Origin of the sequence: Kribbella sp. NPDC058693 (genome assembly GCF_042715335.1) — a bacterium.
Classification (GTDB): Bacteria; Actinomycetota; Actinomycetes; order Propionibacteriales; family Kribbellaceae; genus Kribbella; species Kribbella jiaozuonensis.
Genome location: NZ_JBHXSQ010000003.1, coordinates 283,954 through 299,885 on the forward strand (window position 1 = coordinate 283,954; position 15,932 = coordinate 299,885).

Annotated in this window: 15 protein-coding genes; 9 read left to right on the plus strand and 6 right to left on the minus strand. The window is 68.4% G+C overall.

The features are described from left to right. Positions 1 to 43 precede the first annotated feature (43 nt). Genes ACFWUU_RS19170 through menD form a run of 3 tightly spaced genes read left to right on the plus strand, consistent with a single transcriptional unit; the run spans position 44 to position 3,701 of the window. Entirely contained in the window at positions 44 to 1,141 is a 1,098-nt protein-coding gene (locus ACFWUU_RS19170; protein WP_380177120.1) for an AMP-binding protein, read from the plus strand. Beyond that, positions 1,138 to 2,064 carry an o-succinylbenzoate synthase gene (locus ACFWUU_RS19175; RefSeq protein ID WP_380177121.1) on the plus strand — a complete coding sequence of 309 codons (927 nt, stop codon included), beginning with the start codon at positions 1,138 to 1,140 and terminating at the stop codon, positions 2,062 to 2,064. The genes ACFWUU_RS19170 and ACFWUU_RS19175 overlap by 4 nt, the downstream gene beginning before the upstream one ends. After that, positions 2,061 to 3,701, plus strand: coding sequence for a 2-succinyl-5-enolpyruvyl-6-hydroxy-3-cyclohexene-1-carboxylic-acid synthase (gene menD / locus ACFWUU_RS19180; protein ID WP_380177122.1), 1,641 nt, complete (start codon positions 2,061 to 2,063; stop codon positions 3,699 to 3,701). The genes ACFWUU_RS19175 and menD overlap by 4 nt, the downstream gene beginning before the upstream one ends. Here the strand turns inward: menD and mptB are convergent. The 4 genes from mptB to ACFWUU_RS19200 form a co-directional block, all read right to left on the minus strand. Then, positions 3,688 to 5,112, minus strand: coding sequence for a polyprenol phosphomannose-dependent alpha 1,6 mannosyltransferase MptB (gene mptB / locus ACFWUU_RS19185; protein WP_380177123.1), 1,425 nt, complete (start codon positions 5,110 to 5,112; stop codon positions 3,688 to 3,690). The two genes, menD and mptB, sit on opposite strands and share 14 nt — an antisense overlap. Positions 5,113 to 5,163: 51 nt before the next feature. Continuing rightward, positions 5,164 to 5,928, minus strand: a complete 765-nt coding sequence (locus ACFWUU_RS19190; RefSeq protein ID WP_380177124.1) for an ABC transporter permease — start codon at positions 5,926 to 5,928, stop codon at positions 5,164 to 5,166. Continuing rightward, entirely contained in the window at positions 5,925 to 6,917 is a 993-nt protein-coding gene (locus ACFWUU_RS19195) for an ATP-binding cassette domain-containing protein (RefSeq protein ID WP_380177125.1), read from the minus strand. The genes ACFWUU_RS19190 and ACFWUU_RS19195 overlap by 4 nt, the downstream gene beginning before the upstream one ends. 64 nt (positions 6,918 to 6,981) lie before the next feature. Then, positions 6,982 to 7,611, minus strand: a complete 630-nt coding sequence (locus ACFWUU_RS19200; protein WP_137256595.1) for a PadR family transcriptional regulator — start codon at positions 7,609 to 7,611, stop codon at positions 6,982 to 6,984. A gap of 56 nt (positions 7,612 to 7,667) precedes the next feature. On the opposite strand from ACFWUU_RS19200, the gene ACFWUU_RS19205 reads away from it, so the two are divergent. From ACFWUU_RS19205 to ACFWUU_RS19220, 4 genes are read left to right on the plus strand one after another with little or no spacing between them, the layout of a single operon-like run. Beyond that, on the plus strand, positions 7,668 to 8,495 hold the full coding sequence (locus ACFWUU_RS19205; RefSeq protein ID WP_380177126.1) for a GNAT family N-acetyltransferase: 828 nt from the start codon (positions 7,668 to 7,670) through the stop codon (positions 8,493 to 8,495). Beyond that, positions 8,492 to 9,316, plus strand: coding sequence for a GNAT family N-acetyltransferase (locus ACFWUU_RS19210; RefSeq protein ID WP_380177127.1), 825 nt, complete (start codon positions 8,492 to 8,494; stop codon positions 9,314 to 9,316). Before ACFWUU_RS19205 ends, ACFWUU_RS19210 begins: the two co-directional genes overlap by 4 nt. Then, complete coding sequence (locus ACFWUU_RS19215; protein WP_380177128.1) at positions 9,313 to 10,149, plus strand: GNAT family N-acetyltransferase; 837 nt, start codon at positions 9,313 to 9,315, stop codon at positions 10,147 to 10,149. The genes ACFWUU_RS19210 and ACFWUU_RS19215 overlap by 4 nt, the downstream gene beginning before the upstream one ends. After that, the gene (locus tag ACFWUU_RS19220) at positions 10,136 to 10,954 is read left to right on the plus strand and encodes a GNAT family N-acetyltransferase (protein WP_380177129.1); all 819 of its coding nucleotides are present in this window, start codon (positions 10,136 to 10,138) and stop codon (positions 10,952 to 10,954) included. Before ACFWUU_RS19215 ends, ACFWUU_RS19220 begins: the two co-directional genes overlap by 14 nt. Here the strand turns inward: ACFWUU_RS19220 and ACFWUU_RS19225 are convergent. Further along, entirely contained in the window at positions 10,912 to 11,529 is a 618-nt protein-coding gene (locus ACFWUU_RS19225; RefSeq protein ID WP_380177130.1) for an MBL fold metallo-hydrolase, read from the minus strand. The two genes, ACFWUU_RS19220 and ACFWUU_RS19225, sit on opposite strands and share 43 nt — an antisense overlap. 825 nt (positions 11,530 to 12,354) lie before the next feature. Continuing rightward, positions 12,355 to 13,617: an isochorismate synthase MenF gene (locus ACFWUU_RS19230; protein ID WP_380177131.1), complete on the minus strand. Its 1,263-nt coding sequence runs from the start codon at positions 13,615 to 13,617 to the stop codon at positions 12,355 to 12,357. Between the two features lie 129 nt (positions 13,618 to 13,746). Between ACFWUU_RS19230 and ACFWUU_RS19235 the strand changes: the two genes are divergently transcribed. Both ACFWUU_RS19235 and ACFWUU_RS19240 read left to right on the plus strand, forming a co-directional pair. After that, positions 13,747 to 14,445, plus strand: coding sequence for a demethylmenaquinone methyltransferase (locus ACFWUU_RS19235; protein ID WP_380177132.1), 699 nt, complete (start codon positions 13,747 to 13,749; stop codon positions 14,443 to 14,445). Positions 14,446 to 14,598: 153 nt separating this feature from the next. Beyond that, on the plus strand, positions 14,599 to 15,912 hold the full coding sequence (locus ACFWUU_RS19240; protein ID WP_380177133.1) for a geranylgeranyl reductase family protein: 1,314 nt from the start codon (positions 14,599 to 14,601) through the stop codon (positions 15,910 to 15,912). The last annotated feature ends 20 nt before the right edge of the window (positions 15,913 to 15,932 follow it).

Below are 15,932 nucleotides of genomic sequence, written 5' to 3' on the forward strand. Positions count from 1 at the left end.
CGTGAGCGGACGTCCGGGCGGCGGGCCGTACGCTCGGGTTGTTATGGCTAGGTTGCGGCTGGTTCCGGGGACGCCGGATGAGGTGTTGGCGGCGCTTGCCGGTGTGCTGGACGGCAGCGGTACGCCGTTCGCGCCGCTGCCGAACGATGCGGCCGGGGCGGCCCGGGTCGAGCAGGCTGCGGCGCCGGAGCGGCCGCTGGAGGACGGATGCGCTGTGGTGCTGACCACATCGGGTTCCTCCGGTGAGCCGAAGGGAGTGCTGCTGTCCCGGGAAGCGCTGATCGCGTCCGCGCACGCGACCCACGATCGGCTCGGCGGCCCGGGACAGTGGCTGCTGCCGATGAAGCCGTACTTCGTGGGCGGGTTGCAGATCCTCACACGATCGCTGGTCGCGGGTACGACGCCGGTGATGCTCGGCGAGAGCTTCACCGACAGCGCTGCGGCGATGACGGGCACGCGCCGGTACACGGCGATGGTGCCGACGCAGTTGGCGCGGTACCTGGAGACGGACGCGGATGCGCTGCGGTCGTTCGACGCGATCATCATCGGCGGGGCGTCGACCCCGGAGCCGTTGAAGCTGAAGGCGGCGGAGGCGGGGGTCACGGCGATTCCGGCGTACGGGATGACCGAGACCGGGAGCGGTTGTGTGTACGCCGGGGTGCCGCTGGACGGGACGTCGATCTCGCTCGATGGCGATCAGCGGATCCTGATCAAGGGGAGCACGCTGTTCTCCGGGTATCGCCTGCGGCCGGAGTTGACGGCTGAGGTGCTGAAGGACGGCTGGTTCCGGACGCAGGACCGGGGCGAGCTGATGGACGGCCGGTTAAGGGTCGTCGGCCGGGTCGACGACGTGGTGATCTCCGGTGGGGTGAACGTCACGCTGACCACGGTGCAAGCACGCCTGCTCGAACATCCGTCGGTGAAGGACGCCGTGGTCCTCGGAGTTCCGGACGCGGAGTGGGGGACGCGCGTGGTCGCCTTCGTAGTCGGTTCAGACGTCGGGCGCGACGAGTTGCGGAACTGGGTGAGCGGGACGTTGCCTCGGGCATGGGCTCCGCAGGACGTGATCAGGCTGGACGCGTTGCCGATGCTTGCCTCGGGCAAGGTTGATCGGCAGGGGTTGCTGGAGGGCGTGCGGTGATCACGTACTCGATCGGGCTGAAGAACAAGTTCCGCGGCATCACGGTCCGCGAGGGCATGGTGTTCGAAGGGCCGGCCGGCTGGGCGGAGTGGAGTCCGTTCCTCGACTACGACGACGCGACCTGCGTGTCCTGGTTACGCGCGGCCCATGAGGCCGCCGAGCTGGGCTGGCCGGCGCCGGTGCGCGACCGCGTCCCCGTCAACTGCACCGTGCCCGCGATCGGCCCCGAGAAGGCCGCGGAGATCGTGCGAGCAAGCGGCTGCAGTACGGCGAAGGTGAAGGTCGCCGAGCCCGGCGAGACACTGGCCGACGACATCGCTCGCGTAGAAGCAGTACGGGACGCGATCGGCACAGGACGCGTGCGGATCGACGCGAACGGCGCATGGTCCGTCGACGAGGCGGTGCGGAGCCTCAAGGAGTTGCGGCGGTTCGACTTGGAGTACGTCGAGCAGCCGTCCGCGACCGTGGAGGAGCTGGCCGAGGTACGGCGGCGTACCGACGTACCCGTGGCGGCAGACGAGTCGATCCGGCGCGCTGAGGATCCCCTGCTGGTGAAGAAGCTCGACGCCGCGGACATCGCCGTACTGAAGGTGCAGCCGATCGGTGGCGTCCGGGCGTGCCTGGAGATCGCCGAGCAGATCGGACTGCCGGTAGTGGTGTCGTCGGCGTTGGAGACCTCGGTCGGGATCGCCGCGGGTGTGGCGTTGGCGGCGGCGTTGCCTGAGCTTCCTTACGCGTGTGGTCTGGCGACGGTCTCGATGTTCACATCCGAACTAGTTACCGAGCCACTAGTTGCGGTGGACGGATTCCTTCCGGTGAAGCGAGTTGTGCCGGATGCACACCTGCTGGATGCGGCCCGCGCCGACGCGGAGCGGACGAAAGTGTGGGAAGAACGCCTGATGCGAGTGAGGAGTGCGGGATGAACCCGTCCACGGCTTTTGCGACTGTGGTGGTCGATGAGCTGATCCGCAACGGCGTACGGGAAGCGGTGGTCTCACCAGGGTCCCGGAGCGCGCCACTGGCGTTGGCGTTCGCGGAGGCGGATCGCAGCGGGCGGCTCAGGCTGCACGTGCGGATCGACGAGCGTACGGCGGGCTTCCTCGCCATCGGCCTCATGCGCGGCAGCGGTCTGCCTGTGCCGGTGGTCACCACGTCCGGTACGGCGGTGGCGAACCTGCATCCCGCAGTACTGGAGGCATCGCACAGCGGGCTCCCGCTGATCGTCCTGAGCGCGGACCGCCCACCTGCGCTCCGAGGTAGCGGTGCGAACCAGACGACCGACCAGATCAAGGTGTTCGGCTCTGCGGTCCGGCTGTTCCACGAGATGGGTACGCCGGTCCGTGAGATCGGGCAGGTGGCGTACTGGCGGTCCCAGGTCGCACGTGCAGTAGCCAACGCGACAGGCGCCCGCTCCGCTGACCCAGGGCCAGTGCAGCTCAACTGCCCGCTCTCAGAGCCCCTCGTGCCCACCGACGGACCTGAGTGGCCGGAGGCGTTGAGCGGGCGCAGCACTGGACCGTGGACTGCTGTGCATGCGGCGAGTGGTCGTCCGGCTGCCGTGTCTCCGGGGCCTCGGACGGTAGTGGTTGCAGGTGATGGGGCTTCACAGGCGGCCCGGCTGGCTGCTGAGGCTGGGCGATGGCCCTTGTTCGCAGAGCCTTCGAGCCGGGCACGGACCGGGTCGGCGGTGATCTCCGCGTACCGGTTGTTGCTACAGGCAAGCTCTCTGGGCGCGGAGATCGAGCGCGTGCTGGTCTTCGGCCACCCGACGTTGTCGCGGCCGATCTCGAAGCTGCTGGCCAGGCCGGAGGTCGAGATGATCGTGGTCTCGCCGACCGGCCTCTGGCCGGACCCGGCCCGGCGCGCAAGGTCCGTGGTCACGGGACTCGAGGTCACCGGCGCCGACACGACCGACTGGCTCGAGCGGTGGCAGCACGCTGACGAGTTGGCGCGCCCGGAGATCGACAAGGTACTGGCGGACGGCCTGAGCGGGCCACGCGTCGCAGCGCTCGTCGGCGAGGCCGTTGGTGCCGACGGAATGCTCGTCGTCGCGTCCTCGAACCCGATCCGCGACCTCGATCTCGCCCCGGTCGTTCCGATCCGCACGATCGCCAACCGCGGTCTCGCCGGTATCGACGGCACGATCTCGACTGCCGTCGGCGCCGCGCTGGCGAACGCGGGCCCGACGTACGCGCTGATCGGCGACCTCGCGTTCCTGCACGACAGCAACGGGCTTGTCATCGGCCCGGACGAGGCCCGCCCCGACCTGCGGATCGTGGTCGTCAACGACAACGGCGGCGGGATCTTCTCGACGCTGGAGCAGGGCGATCCGACGCACGCCACGCACTTCGAGCGCGTCTTCGGCACTCCGCACAACGTGGACCTGGGCGCATTGTGCGCCGCGACGGGTACGCCGTACGTGAGCGTCGAGACGGTCGACCAACTGCGTACTGCGCTCGCGCCGACCGTCGCCGGCATGGACGTCGTCGAGGTGAAGGTCTCGCGCGACGACCACCGTCCGCTGGGTGAGGCGATGGTGGCCGCGATCAAGCGGCTGTAACAGGCACCTTCGCCGGCGTCCGCTCCGGATGCAGCGTGCGGAGGTGATTGAGCAGCGTCAACGCTACGGCGACCACCAGCGCCGTCGTGGTCAGGATCGGGATCGTCGCGCCGCGCAGTGACGAGTTCAGCGGCGCTGCGATCGTGAAGATCAGGCTGATCGCCGTGATGATCGTCGTCAGCTTCCGGCCGGGCCGCGCCACGGCCAGGAACGGCAGGCACCACAGGAAGTACCAGTCGTGCGCACTAGGCCCCAGCACGACCACTGCGAGCAGTGCGATGCCAACAGCCCGCGCCGCGTAGTGGATCGACGACCGAAGACTCAGTACTGCGATCAGCCCGAGCGCAGCGACCATTCCGACGAGTCGGACGATCTGCAGCGCCTGTGCGGCCGCAGTGTCCTCACCCAGCCAGCCGAGTACGCCGGACGCCGCCATACCGATCAGATTGGCGATGGAGAACGGCGACCGGACCAGTCCGGGCACATCCAGCGCACCGAACCACCCAGAGCCCACACCGGTCAGCGCACCGATCGTGAACAGCGTCAGCACCGACACAGCCCCGGCAATCACCAGACTGGCGAACCGGAGCAGCCGTCCGGCCAGCGGGCTCATCACTGCGGCGATGGCGATCACAACGAGACCACCTGGCAGTTTCACCGCTGCCGCTGCACCCGCTATGACAGCCGCCGTACCCCACCTGCCAGTCAGCGCCACTGCGAACGCGCTGCAGGCCAGTCCGATCATCAGTACGTCGTTGTGGGCCGCACCGATGCCGTGGGTGATCAGCATCGGGTTCAGCACGACCAGCCAGGTCGCGAAAGCCGGGTCGACACGGCAGGCGCTCGCCAGACGCGGTACGGCCCAGGCGATGAGCACTATGCCCAGTACGGCGAGGAGGCGGTGGGCCAGCATCAGCGTGTACGGGTTCATGGTGACGTGGGCGACCAGTCCGCCGTACGCGAGCGGCAGCGGACCGTACGGCGCAGGTGTCTGCATCCACATCGGGTCGACCGCTTCGATGATGTGGCCGGACAGTACGCCGGGACCCACGTCGTACGGGTTGTAGCCCTTGGCGACCAGCGCGCCCTGGGCCGCGTAGCTCCAGGCGTCGCGGCTGAACAGCGGCGGGGTCAGCAGGAGCGGTGCGCTCCAGTACGCCGTCATGCGGAGCAGCTGGAACCGTTCGCCGGCCATGACCCGGCGGCCCACGGTCAGCCAGGCCCAGGCCATCAGCCCGAGCCCGGCGACCATGAACGTGAGGCCGATCATCCGGCCGATCAGCGAGTGACGAAGATCGCCGGTGATCGGCAGACTGGCGACCCACGAGGACTGGGGCACCACCGAGGTCACCAGACTGGCCAGAGCAACGACGACAGAGCCGACCAGCCCACGGACCATCGGCGAACGCATACGCGAAACGCTAGTAGGTCTGAGCGACCTCTACATGAACAGCGCCTAGCGTCAGGCGGACTCCTTACGGAAAGTGCGCGCTCCGACGGTCAGGCCGATCACTGTGAGCAGTACGACCCAGAACAGGCCCCACAGCGACGCCGAGCTGCTGATGTCGCCACGGAACAGGGCGCGGACGCCGTTGACGACGTGCTTGAGCGGACTGACGTCGGACAGTCGCTGCAGCCAGGTCGGACCGATCTGCATCGGCAGCAGGATGCCGGACAGCAGCAGCAACGGCATGGCGATGCCGTTGAGCAGCGGGGCCAGCGCGTCCTCGCTCTTGGTGATGAGTGCGACGGAGTACGACAGAGAGGCAAACGTCGCGCCGAGGAGGGCGACGATCACGAGGGAGAGCAGTACGCCGCCCCAGGGCGCGCGCAGGCCGAGTGGGAGCGCGGCGAGGAGCAGGAGGACGGACTGGACGACGAGTACGACGACATCGCGCAGTACGCGGCCTGCCATCAGGGCCATCCGGGATGCCGGGGTGACGCGGTCGGCCTCGATCACGCCGGCGCGGTACTCCGCGATCAGGCCGAAGCCGACGAACATCGCGCCGAACATGCCGAGCTGGACGATCAGACCGGGGATGAACACCTGGTAGGCGTTCGTGGCCTGGCCCTGACTGATCTGCGCGGTGAGCGGCTTGAGCAGGGGGCCGAACAGGAACAGGTACATCAGCGGCTGGCTGAGCATCAGGATCGACCACATCGGGTTGCGCAGCGACAGCCGCATCTGCCGGTGGAACACGATCCAGGTCTCACGCAGGACAGTCATGCGACGGCTTCTTCCTTCTCGTCGGTGGGGGCGGGGGTGTGCTCGTCGCGGAGCGAGCGGCCGGTCATGGTCAGGAACACGTCGTCGAGGGTCGGGCGGTGTACCTCGACCCCGTGCAACTCGATGCCCTGGGCATCGATCGAGCGGAGCAGGCCGGGGAGCACCGAACCGCCGCGCTGGATGCGGAAACCGACCACGTCGGCGTCGGTCTCGACCTCGACCGCGCCGTCGAGCTCGCGGACGATCTTCATCACGGTCGGCGCCTGGGTCGTGTCGGCGAGACTCAGCCGGACCGCGTCGCCGGAGACCTGCTGCTTGAGGTTCTCCGGAGTGCCGGAGGCAACGATCTTGCCGTGGTCGATGACGAGGATCCGGTCGCAGAGGGCGTCGGCCTCGTCGAGGTAGTGCGTGGTGAGGAAGATCGTCGCGCCGCGGTCGCGGAGGCCTCGGATGTGTTCCCAGAGGTTGGCGCGTGCCTGCGGGTCGAGGCCGGTCGTCGGCTCGTCGAGGAAGATCAGCTTAGGGTCGTGGATCAGGCCCATCACGATGTCCAGCCGCCTGCGCTGGCCGCCGGAGAGCGTCTTGCACTGCCGGCGCCAGAGGCCGGGCAGATCGAACTCCTCGAACAGCCGCTGGCCGTCGGCGGACGCCTTCGCCTTCGGTACGCCGTACAGCCGCGCGTGATCGACGACCTCGTCACCGGCGATCGCCTCGGGGAGGGTGGACCCGCTCTGCGGGACGTAGCCGATACCGCGCCGTACGCCGACCGGGTCCTTCGCGAGATCGCAGCCGGCCACGGTCGCGCTCCCGCTGGTCGGCTTGATCAGGGTCGCCAGCATCCGCATCGTGGTCGTCTTCCCGGCCCCGTTCGGGCCGAGAAACCCGACGATCTCCCCGTCGGCCACATCCAGGTCAACACCTTGCACGGCTTGCACAGGACCCCGCTTGGTCTTGAAGGTCCGCACCAGCCCACGAGCTTCGATCATCATGCGGACAGTGTGACTAATCAACTTTGACTAGTCAATGTTGATTAGCTGAGGACAGTCGGGCGATTCACGTGGTGGGTGGGTCGGGGATTTCGCCCCAGTGGGTGATCATGCCGGGGGTGGGGGCCCAGTCGGCGGGTTCGCCGGCGAAGGCGTAGGCGCCGGATTTTATTCGGGTGTGGAACTGGCGGGTCCAGTCGAGTTCGCCGTTGTCGCGGGCGGTGGTGATGCGGAACATCTCGACGACGTGGTTGGGGGTGCCGGGGTCCTCGAGGATCTGGCGTTCGGAGAAGGGTTGGGACTTGAGCCAGGCTTCGAGCTGGGTGATTCGCGCCTCGAGGGCGACCAGGACCTCGTCGCGACGCAGGGACCACAGGAAGGCCAGCGCGGCCTGCATCTTGTCGGGGTGGAAGCCGTCGACGGTCCACAGCATGCCGCGGAGGAGCGAGAAGTACTCCGTTTCGCCGTCCGACGTCAGCTTGTACGACGTACGGCCGGGCCGATGCGCCCCGTCCTGCTCCAGCTCGAGCAGGTAGCCGTGCTTGGCGAGCGTCCGCAGGCCGGTGTAGATCGAGCCGGGATTGATGTTCGCCCACGCCTGCACATTCCATGTCATCAGCTCGCGCCGCAGCTGGTACCCGTACGCCGGCTGGAAGATCCGCACGACCCCGAGCAGCAACAACCGCGTGGTGGACATGTTCGCAGTGTAAATCCGGACGACCCGCAAGTGTCTCCAGGCGTACGATCCGGCCCATGGATGTCCGGGTGACGAGTGATCCGCAGGCGTTCGAGCAGACCGTGTTTCCTTTCCTGCAACAGGATCCGGTGCTGCACACGATCATCATGAGCAACGTCCACGAGCGCGCGAACGGTACGGCGCGCGCCGAGTCGGAGCCGTCGTACTTCGTCTCCGTGCACGACCCGGACGTGATCGGCGTGGCGATGCGTACGCCGGGCCGCGGTGTGTACCTCGGCGCCCTCCAGCAGGACCTCGCCGAGCCGATCGCCGATGCGTACGCCGACGTCCTCGCCGAACTCCCCGGCGTCGCGGGCGACAAGCCGGCCGCGCGCCGGTTCGCGGAGCGCTGGGTCGAGCGGCGCGGCGGAAGCCTGACGGAGACGCGCGGCACCCGGCTGCACAAGCTCATCGACTTCACGCCGCTCTCGGCCGACGGAGGTACGCCGCGCCCGATGCGCCCCGACGACATCGACCTGGTCGCCGCCTGGGGCAAGGACGGTTTCGCGGAAGAGCTGTCGACCGGCCACCACGAGTGGGCCGTCGCTCGCCTGGCGGAGGGGACGATGTGGATGTGGGAGGTCGACGGCGAGGCGGTGAGCATGGTCGGCTACCACCTCCCGCTCTTCGGCGTCTGCCGCGTCGGTCCGGTCTACACGCCGCCGGGGCGCCGACGCCACGGGTACGCCGGTGGGCTCACCAGCCATGTCTCCGCGCTAATCCTTGCCGACGGCAACCAGGCCTGCCTGTACACGGACCTGGCCAACCCGACCTCCAACAAGATCTACCACGAGGCCGGCTACCGACCCGTGGCCGACTTCATCGATGTCGAGTTCAGTACGTGAGAGCGCAGCTCACGTCGGACGCTTCGGCGTACAGGGATCTCGCATTCCCTTTCCTGCAAGGTGATCCGGTCCGGCACCTGATCATCCTGACCAGCGTGCAGGAACACGCCGACAGTCCACGATCCGAGCCGGCGTACTTCGTGTCGGTGCACGACGGACCGGAAGACGCAGTGGTAGGCGCTGCGATGCGAGCGCCGGGCCGTCTGGTGTACCTCGGTGCGCTGCGGCCGGAGTACGCCGAGATCGTCGCGGACGCCTTGCTCGAAGTGCTGCCGGATGTGCCAGGGGTGGCGGGCGATCGTGTTGTCGCCGCCCGCTTCGCCGATCGGTGGTGTGCGCGGCTCGGCTGCAGGGCGACCGAGGTCAGGGGTGCGCGTCTGCACAAGCTCGACAGGTTGACGCCGCTGCCGGCGGACGGTCTGCCACGCCTGATGACTGCGGATGACGTCGAGTTGGTGGCCGCGTGGGGAGCGGACGGGTTCGCGCAGGAGATCGGGGGGAACTACCTGGACTGGTCCAGGCTGCACCTGCGTGAACGGCGGCTGTGGCTCTGGACGGCCGACGAGGAACCGGTGAGCATGGTCGCTCATCACCTGCCGGTCTTCGGCGTCTGCCGCGTCGGGCCGGTGTACACGCCGCCCGAGCACCGGCGGCACGGGTACGCCGGCGCTCTGACGAGCCACGTGTCCGCCGAGATCCTTTCCGCCGGCAATCAGGCCTGCCTGTACACGAACCTCGCCGATCCGACGTCCAACTCGATCTATCACCACGCGGGATACCGCCCGGTCGCCGACTTCGTCGAAATGGAGTTCTCAGCATGATCGTCCGCACCACCAGCGATCCGGTCGCGTTCAAGGAGCTTGTTTTCCCTTTTCTGCAAGGTGATCCGGTCCGCAACTCGACGATCCTGACCAATATCGTGGACCGCGTTCACGGCATCATGGACGACCCCGAGCCGCCCGTGTTCGTCTCGGTGCACGACGGCGACGAGGTGGTCGGCGTGGTGCTGAGTACGACGTTGCGCGGTATCAACCTTGCTGATCTCCCGGTGGAGCTCGTACCGGTCGTAGTCGACGTACTGGCTGAGGCCTCGCCGCGGGCGATCGGGGTGGTCGGGCCGGAGGACTCGGCGCGGTTGTTCGCGGAGGAGTACGCCGTACGCACCGGGCGAACGTTCCGTGAGACGGAGCGGGCTCGGCTGCATCAGCTCGGTGAGTTCGTCGAGCAGAAGGCGGATGGTGCGCCGCGTCTCGCGACGGTGGACGATCTGGATGTGGTCGGGCTGATGTTCTCGGGTTTCCGCGCCGAGTCCGGGCATGCGAGTGAGGGCGAGGCGGCGGATCGGCGCTGGATCGGGCAGCGGATCGAGCGGGATCGCGTGTGGGTGTGGGAGGACGGCGGGCGGGTCGTCAGTGTCGTTGGTCATCAGGAGCCGGTGTTCGGTGCGGCGCGAATCGGTCCGGTGTACACGCCACCGGAGTACCGCGGTCGGGGGTATGCGAGTGCGCTGACGGCGGAGGTGAGTCGGCGGTTGCGCGGTGCCGGTGATGAGGTGTGTTTGTTCACGGACCTCGCGAATCCGACGTCGAACCGGATCTATGCGGCCATTGGGTTCCGGGGTGTGCGGGACCTGGTTGGTTATGCATTCGATTGAGCCGGTCCGGCACGTCGTACTGCTGGAGGAGCTGGACGCCGGGGGTGTGCTGGTCGAGGCGGCGGATGGCGGGTTCGCGGTGGCGCGGGAGCCGCGGGGGATTCGGCTCGGTGCGGTCGTCGGGGTGGGGGAGTTGGTTGCGCGGTTGCTTGAGGTGGCGCCGGAGTCGTCGGCGGTCGAGGGGGAAGGTGAAGTTGCCGGGGGCTTTGCCGATGCATGGGCTGTTGCTGTGGGCAAGCAGGTTGTGGAGCGGGGCGGCGTACGGCTGTATCGGCTGGGCGAATTGAAGGTGCCGGTGAGCTCGGGGCGGGCGCGGCTCGCCGGGTCCAACGAGGTCGAGCTGTGCGCGGAGTGGTTGGACGCGATGATCGCTGAAGAGGACCAGCTCCGCGGTTGGACGATGCCGCGTCCGTTGGTAGGTCCCACGATCGACGGGGTGAGTGCGGCCGCAGCCCGTCGATTCGCGGTCAGGGCTCAGGTGCGGCGGTTGATCGACGGCGCGCGATTGTGGGTGCTCGAGGACGGCGGGGTTGTGGTGGCGATGGCGGGGCATCGGCCGGTGCGGGGTGGGGTTGTGCGGTTGGGGCCGATCTACACGCCGCCGGAGTACAGGCGGCGGGGGTACGGGAGTGCGTTGACCGGGCAGCTTGCGGACAACCTGCGGGCGGCCGAGGTCTGTTTGCGGACAGACCTCGGCAATCCGCATTCACATCGCGTGTACCAGCAGCTCGGGTTCGAGACTGTGGTGGACCTGCGGAGGTTTCAGCTGAGCTCGGTGGATTCGCCCGGGGCGAGGCCGAGGTAGGGGCGGTCGTCGGCGTTCAGGAAGCGCGAGAACATGCTCTGGCCGATCGGGCTGAGCAGCGCGTCGTGGATGCCGATGGTCTGCTGGGCCTTGATCGACCGCGCGTACTCGACGGCCGGCGGCAGCGCGAACCACGGGCCGGAGATCGGCACGAGGTTGGTGTGTACGGCGCGGTCGGGCTGCGTGAACGAGTCACCCGGGTGGTACACGGCGTCGTCCACGAGGAAGCCGATGTTCTCGCAGGGCACGCCCCACTCGGGCAGGATCACCGCGTGGTCCTTGCCGTAGGCACTCACCGAGAAACCGGCGGCCTCGAACGACTGTCCGCCCTCGACCACGTGCACGCGCTCGCCTAATGCGGTGAGCTGCGCGGCGACGCCGGCGTTGGTGTAGACGGGCACGTCGAGCGCGGCGACCCGGTCGACGTCGAGGTGGTCCTGATGCTCATGCGTGACGAGGATTGCGTCAGCCTTCTCGAACGCCGCATCCTCACTGAACGATCCGGGATCGATCAGCAGAACCTTCCCGTCCTTCTCCAACCGAACACAAGCATGCGCGAACTTCGTCAACTTCACTTGTCAGTCTCCCAATGCGTCGTTCACCGGAACCACTAAGGCGCTCGCCCCAGCCAGCTTAGTTCGCCCCCGAATACGTTCTCAGCCGACCGTGCAACTACTCCCACGGCCCGCTGGTGCGGTCGGTTCAAGCCACCTCGATCGCAGGTTGGCTGAAGCCGGCGCAGCCTCTTGTACTCCGTCAGCCGTCAGCCGCAAGCCGTCAGCCGCAAGTCGTCCGCGTACGCCGGGCGACGCTCCGCGAGCACGCTGTTCGCCCCGGCTTGCGCTTCTGCGTCCACGAGCACCTCTCAACCCGCTCGCCGCATCCCACAACGCCGACCAAGTAGTCACCCGCAGGCGGCAGCCGCAACATCCGGCGACAGTCGGAAGCCTCGGCGGTAGCCGGCAAGTGCGGCGGTAGCCACACGACCGGCGGCAGCCGGAAGATCCCGGCGATAGCCGGCACACGCGGCGGCAGCCGGAAGCCTCGGCGATAGCCGGCAAGCGCGGCGAGAGCGGCAAACCCAGGCGGCAGCCGGAAGATCCCGGCGGTAGCCAGCGCAGGCGACGGCAGTCGCGAACCCCGGCGGTAGCCGGCACGCGCGACGGCAGCCGCAAACCCCGGCGGTAGCCGAATGATCCCGGCGGTAGCCGGCACACGCGGCGGTAGCCGCAAACCCCGGCGATAGCCGGAAAGGATGCTCCGGGCGATAAGCCCGGGGGTGGGTGGGGTGCGGGCGTAGTGGTCGCGCCGAGGAGCGGAGCGAGGAGAGGCGGCCGCGGAGCGCGCGGGGCTGATCAGTCGCGCGCCGGGGCGGGGCGGTTGTCCGCCGGGGGCGTGCTTCAGTCGCCTAGGGCGTCTCGCATGGGGACTAGTTTGGCGTTGGTTTCGGCTAGTTCGGCGTTGGGGTTGGAGCCGGCGACTATGCCGGCGCCGGCGAACAGGCGCATGCGGCGGGGGTTTTCGGGGTCTGCCTGGCCGCAGCGGAGGGCTATGCACCATTCGCCGTCGCCGGATGCGTCCATCCAGCCGACCGGGCCGCTGAAGCGGCCGCGTTGCATGCCCTCGATCTCGCCGATCAGGTCGCGCGCGACGGGCGTCGGCGTACCGCAGATCGCGGCCGACGGGTGGAGTGCAGCCGCCAGGCCGAGAGCGGACGCGCCGTTGTTCGCGACGCCGGCGACGTCGGTCGCGAGGTGCATCACGTTCGGCAGGTGGAGGACGAACGGCGTCTCCGGCACGTTCATCGACTTGCAATGCGGTTCGAGTGCCTCGGCGACGGAGCGTACGGCGTACTCGTGCTCCTCGAGGTCCTTCGACGACCGCGCCAGCGACGCGGCCAACGCCAGGTCGTGCGCGTCGTCACCAGTACGGCGAATCGTCCCCGCCAGCACGCGCGACGTGATCAGCCCCTTCTCCCGCCGCACCAGCAGCTCCGGAGTCGCGCCGATCAGACCATCTACGGAGAACGTCCAGCAGTTCGGGTACGACGTCGCGAGCCGGTGCAGCGGCCAGCGCAGATCGATCGGCTGCTCCGCGATCGCGATCAGGTCGCGCGCGAGCACCACCTTGTCCAGCTCGCCGGCGGTGATCCGGCGTACCGCCTCGGCAACGATGCTCGACCACGCGGTCCCGGTACGGGCGCCGTCCGCGAACGTCACGTCGTACACCGGCGACGGCTCGTGCTTGACCAGCTCAGGTGGCGCGGGCAACGAGCTGGCCGGCGACACCGTCGTCACCCAGGTCGTCCCGGCGCGACGGCCGACGATGACCTCGGGGACGACCAGAACACTCGGGTCCTGGTCGGTGAAGCCGAACGATCCGAAGCAGACCAGTCCCGACCCTGGTACGCCGACATCGTCGCGCACCACTGCCGCCGCCGTGACCTCCTGCCACCAGCGCATCGCGTCCTGGAAGCGGTTGCCACCGGCAACGTCGAGCCGGGCGGCGACGCCCCAGCCGACCTGGCCGTCGCCCCGCCGGACCCAGGCGAGTCCCCCTTCGGCGGGCAGATGGTCCAGCAGCTGCGCGGACACGTCGTCGACCACCTGGCTGCGGATCACCAGGCGCGGAGCCTGGTCGCGAACCGGCTCAGACAAACTCACGGGACCACTCCTCGCGCGTGCTGCGGCCCCGGGTTGCGGCGGCCGGACGGCTCCCAAGAGATGTACTCACGAGATGCAAGCGTATGCCTGCCGGACAGCGCACCGCCTCACCCGTGATGAACTAGACAGGTGACGCGCGCAGACCTGAGCAAAGAACCGCATGCCGTGGCGGCCATGTTCGACAACGTGGCCGAGGGGTACGACCGGACCAACGCGGTCGCGACGATGGGTCTGGAGAAGCACTACTGGCGACCGGAGACGTTCAAGGAGATCGCGCCGCGGAAGGGGATGAAGATCCTCGACCTGGCGGCCGGGACCGGTGCGTCCAGCATCAAACTGCGCGAGGCCGGCGCCGAGGTGGTCTCGTGCGACTTCTCGGTCGGCATGCTCCGGGTCGGCAAGCGCCGCCACCCTGAGCTCGACCTGATCGCCGGGGACGCGCTCCGGCTCCCGTTCGCCGACGACACCTTCGACGTGGTGACGATCTCCTGGGCGCTACGGAACGTGAACGACGTTTCGGTCGCGCTGAAGGAGATGCTCCGGGTGACTCGCCCCGGCGGGCGCCTCGTCGTACTCGAGCAGTCGCATCCGACCTGGAAGCCGTTCCGGGTCGTGTACCTGGAGTACATGATGCGCGCCGTACCGGCGGTCGCGAAGGTGGTCTCGAGCAACCCCGAGGCCTATGAGTACCTGGCCGAGTCGACCCGCGCGTGGCTCCCGCAGGAGCCGCTGGCCAAGACCATCCAGGAGGCGGGCTGGACCCACGTCCAGTGGCGCAACCTGACCGGCGGCCTGGTCGCCATCCACCGAGGAGTGAAGCCTGTTTAATTACGCAACGGAAATTATGCGTAATTTGCTTGCCAGCAAGGGGGTTGGGGCGAGTTTCGTGTCCGCGTCAGGCAGTCCTAGACTGTCAAGTGACGAGTGCTCGTGAAGCGATTCACGAGCGCACCAGCCCCCTCAGCCAGGCCAGGAATCGAGATGAGCCAGAGCGTGCCGAGCGCGCAGCAGGTGGAGACCGCCGATGTGATCGTCGTCGGTGCCGGGCCCGCCGGATCAGCGGCGGCGTACCACCTGGCGAACGCCGGACTCGACGTGCTGCTGCTGGAGAAGACCGCGTTCCCGCGCGAGAAGGTGTGCGGTGACGGGCTGACCCCGCGCGGCACCAAGCAGCTGATCAACATGGGCATTGACATCTCCGAAGAGGCCGGCTGGATCCGCAACTACGGTCTGCGGATCCAGGGCGCCGGGCACCAGCTGCAGCTCGACTGGCCGGATCTGGCCAGCCACCCGAACTACGGCCTGACCCGCAACCGGATGGACTTCGACGACATGCTCGCCCGTCAGGCCGTGAAGGCCGGGGCGCGGCTGCGCGAGCGGACCAACGTCAGCGGCCCGATCCTCGACGACCGCGGCTTCATCGTCGGCGTCACCGCGAAGCCGGTCGACGACAACGGCCGCCGGGCCGGCGCCGACGTCGAGTTCCGGGCGCCACTGGTGATGGCGGCCGACGGCAACTCCTCCCGGCTGAGCATCTCGATGGGCATCCACAAGCGTGACGACCGGCCGATGGGGGTCGCGGTCCGGACGTACTTCACCAGCCCGCGGACCAACGACGACTACCTCGAGTCCTGGCTGGAACTGTGGGCCGACGACCCGAAGCAGCCCGGCGGGAAGGTGCTGCTGCCCGGGTACGGCTGGATCTTCGGGATGGGCGACGGCACGGTCAACGTCGGCCTCGGCATCCTGAACACCTCGGACGCGTTCGGCAAGGTCGACTACGCCGACCTGCTGAAGGCGTGGCTGAAGAACACGCCCGAGGAGTGGCAGTTCCGCGACGAGTTCCAGACCATCCCGATCCGCGGCGCGGCCCTGCCGATGGGCTTCAACCGGCAGCCGCACTACACCCGCGGCCTGATGCTGCTCGGCGACGCCGGCGGCATGGTCAACCCGTTCAACGGCGAGGGCATCCCGTACGCGATGGAGTCCGGGGCGTTCGCCGCCGAGGTCGCCGCCCAGGCACTGCGCCGGCAGCCGAACCAGCGGGAGCGCGCGTTGACGGCGTACCCGAAGGCGCTGAAGCAGGAGTACGGCGGCTACTACACGCTCGGCCGGATCTTCGTGAAGCTGATCGGAAATCCGGAGGTGATGCGGCTGTGCACCAAGTACGGTCTGCCGCGCACCACGCTGATGAAGTTCACCTTGAAGTTGCTCGCGAACCTCACCGACCCGCGGGACGGGGACGTGATGGACAAGATCATCAACGGTCTCACGAAGCTCGCACCGGCCGCGTAACCGGCGGGGCGAGTGAGCTG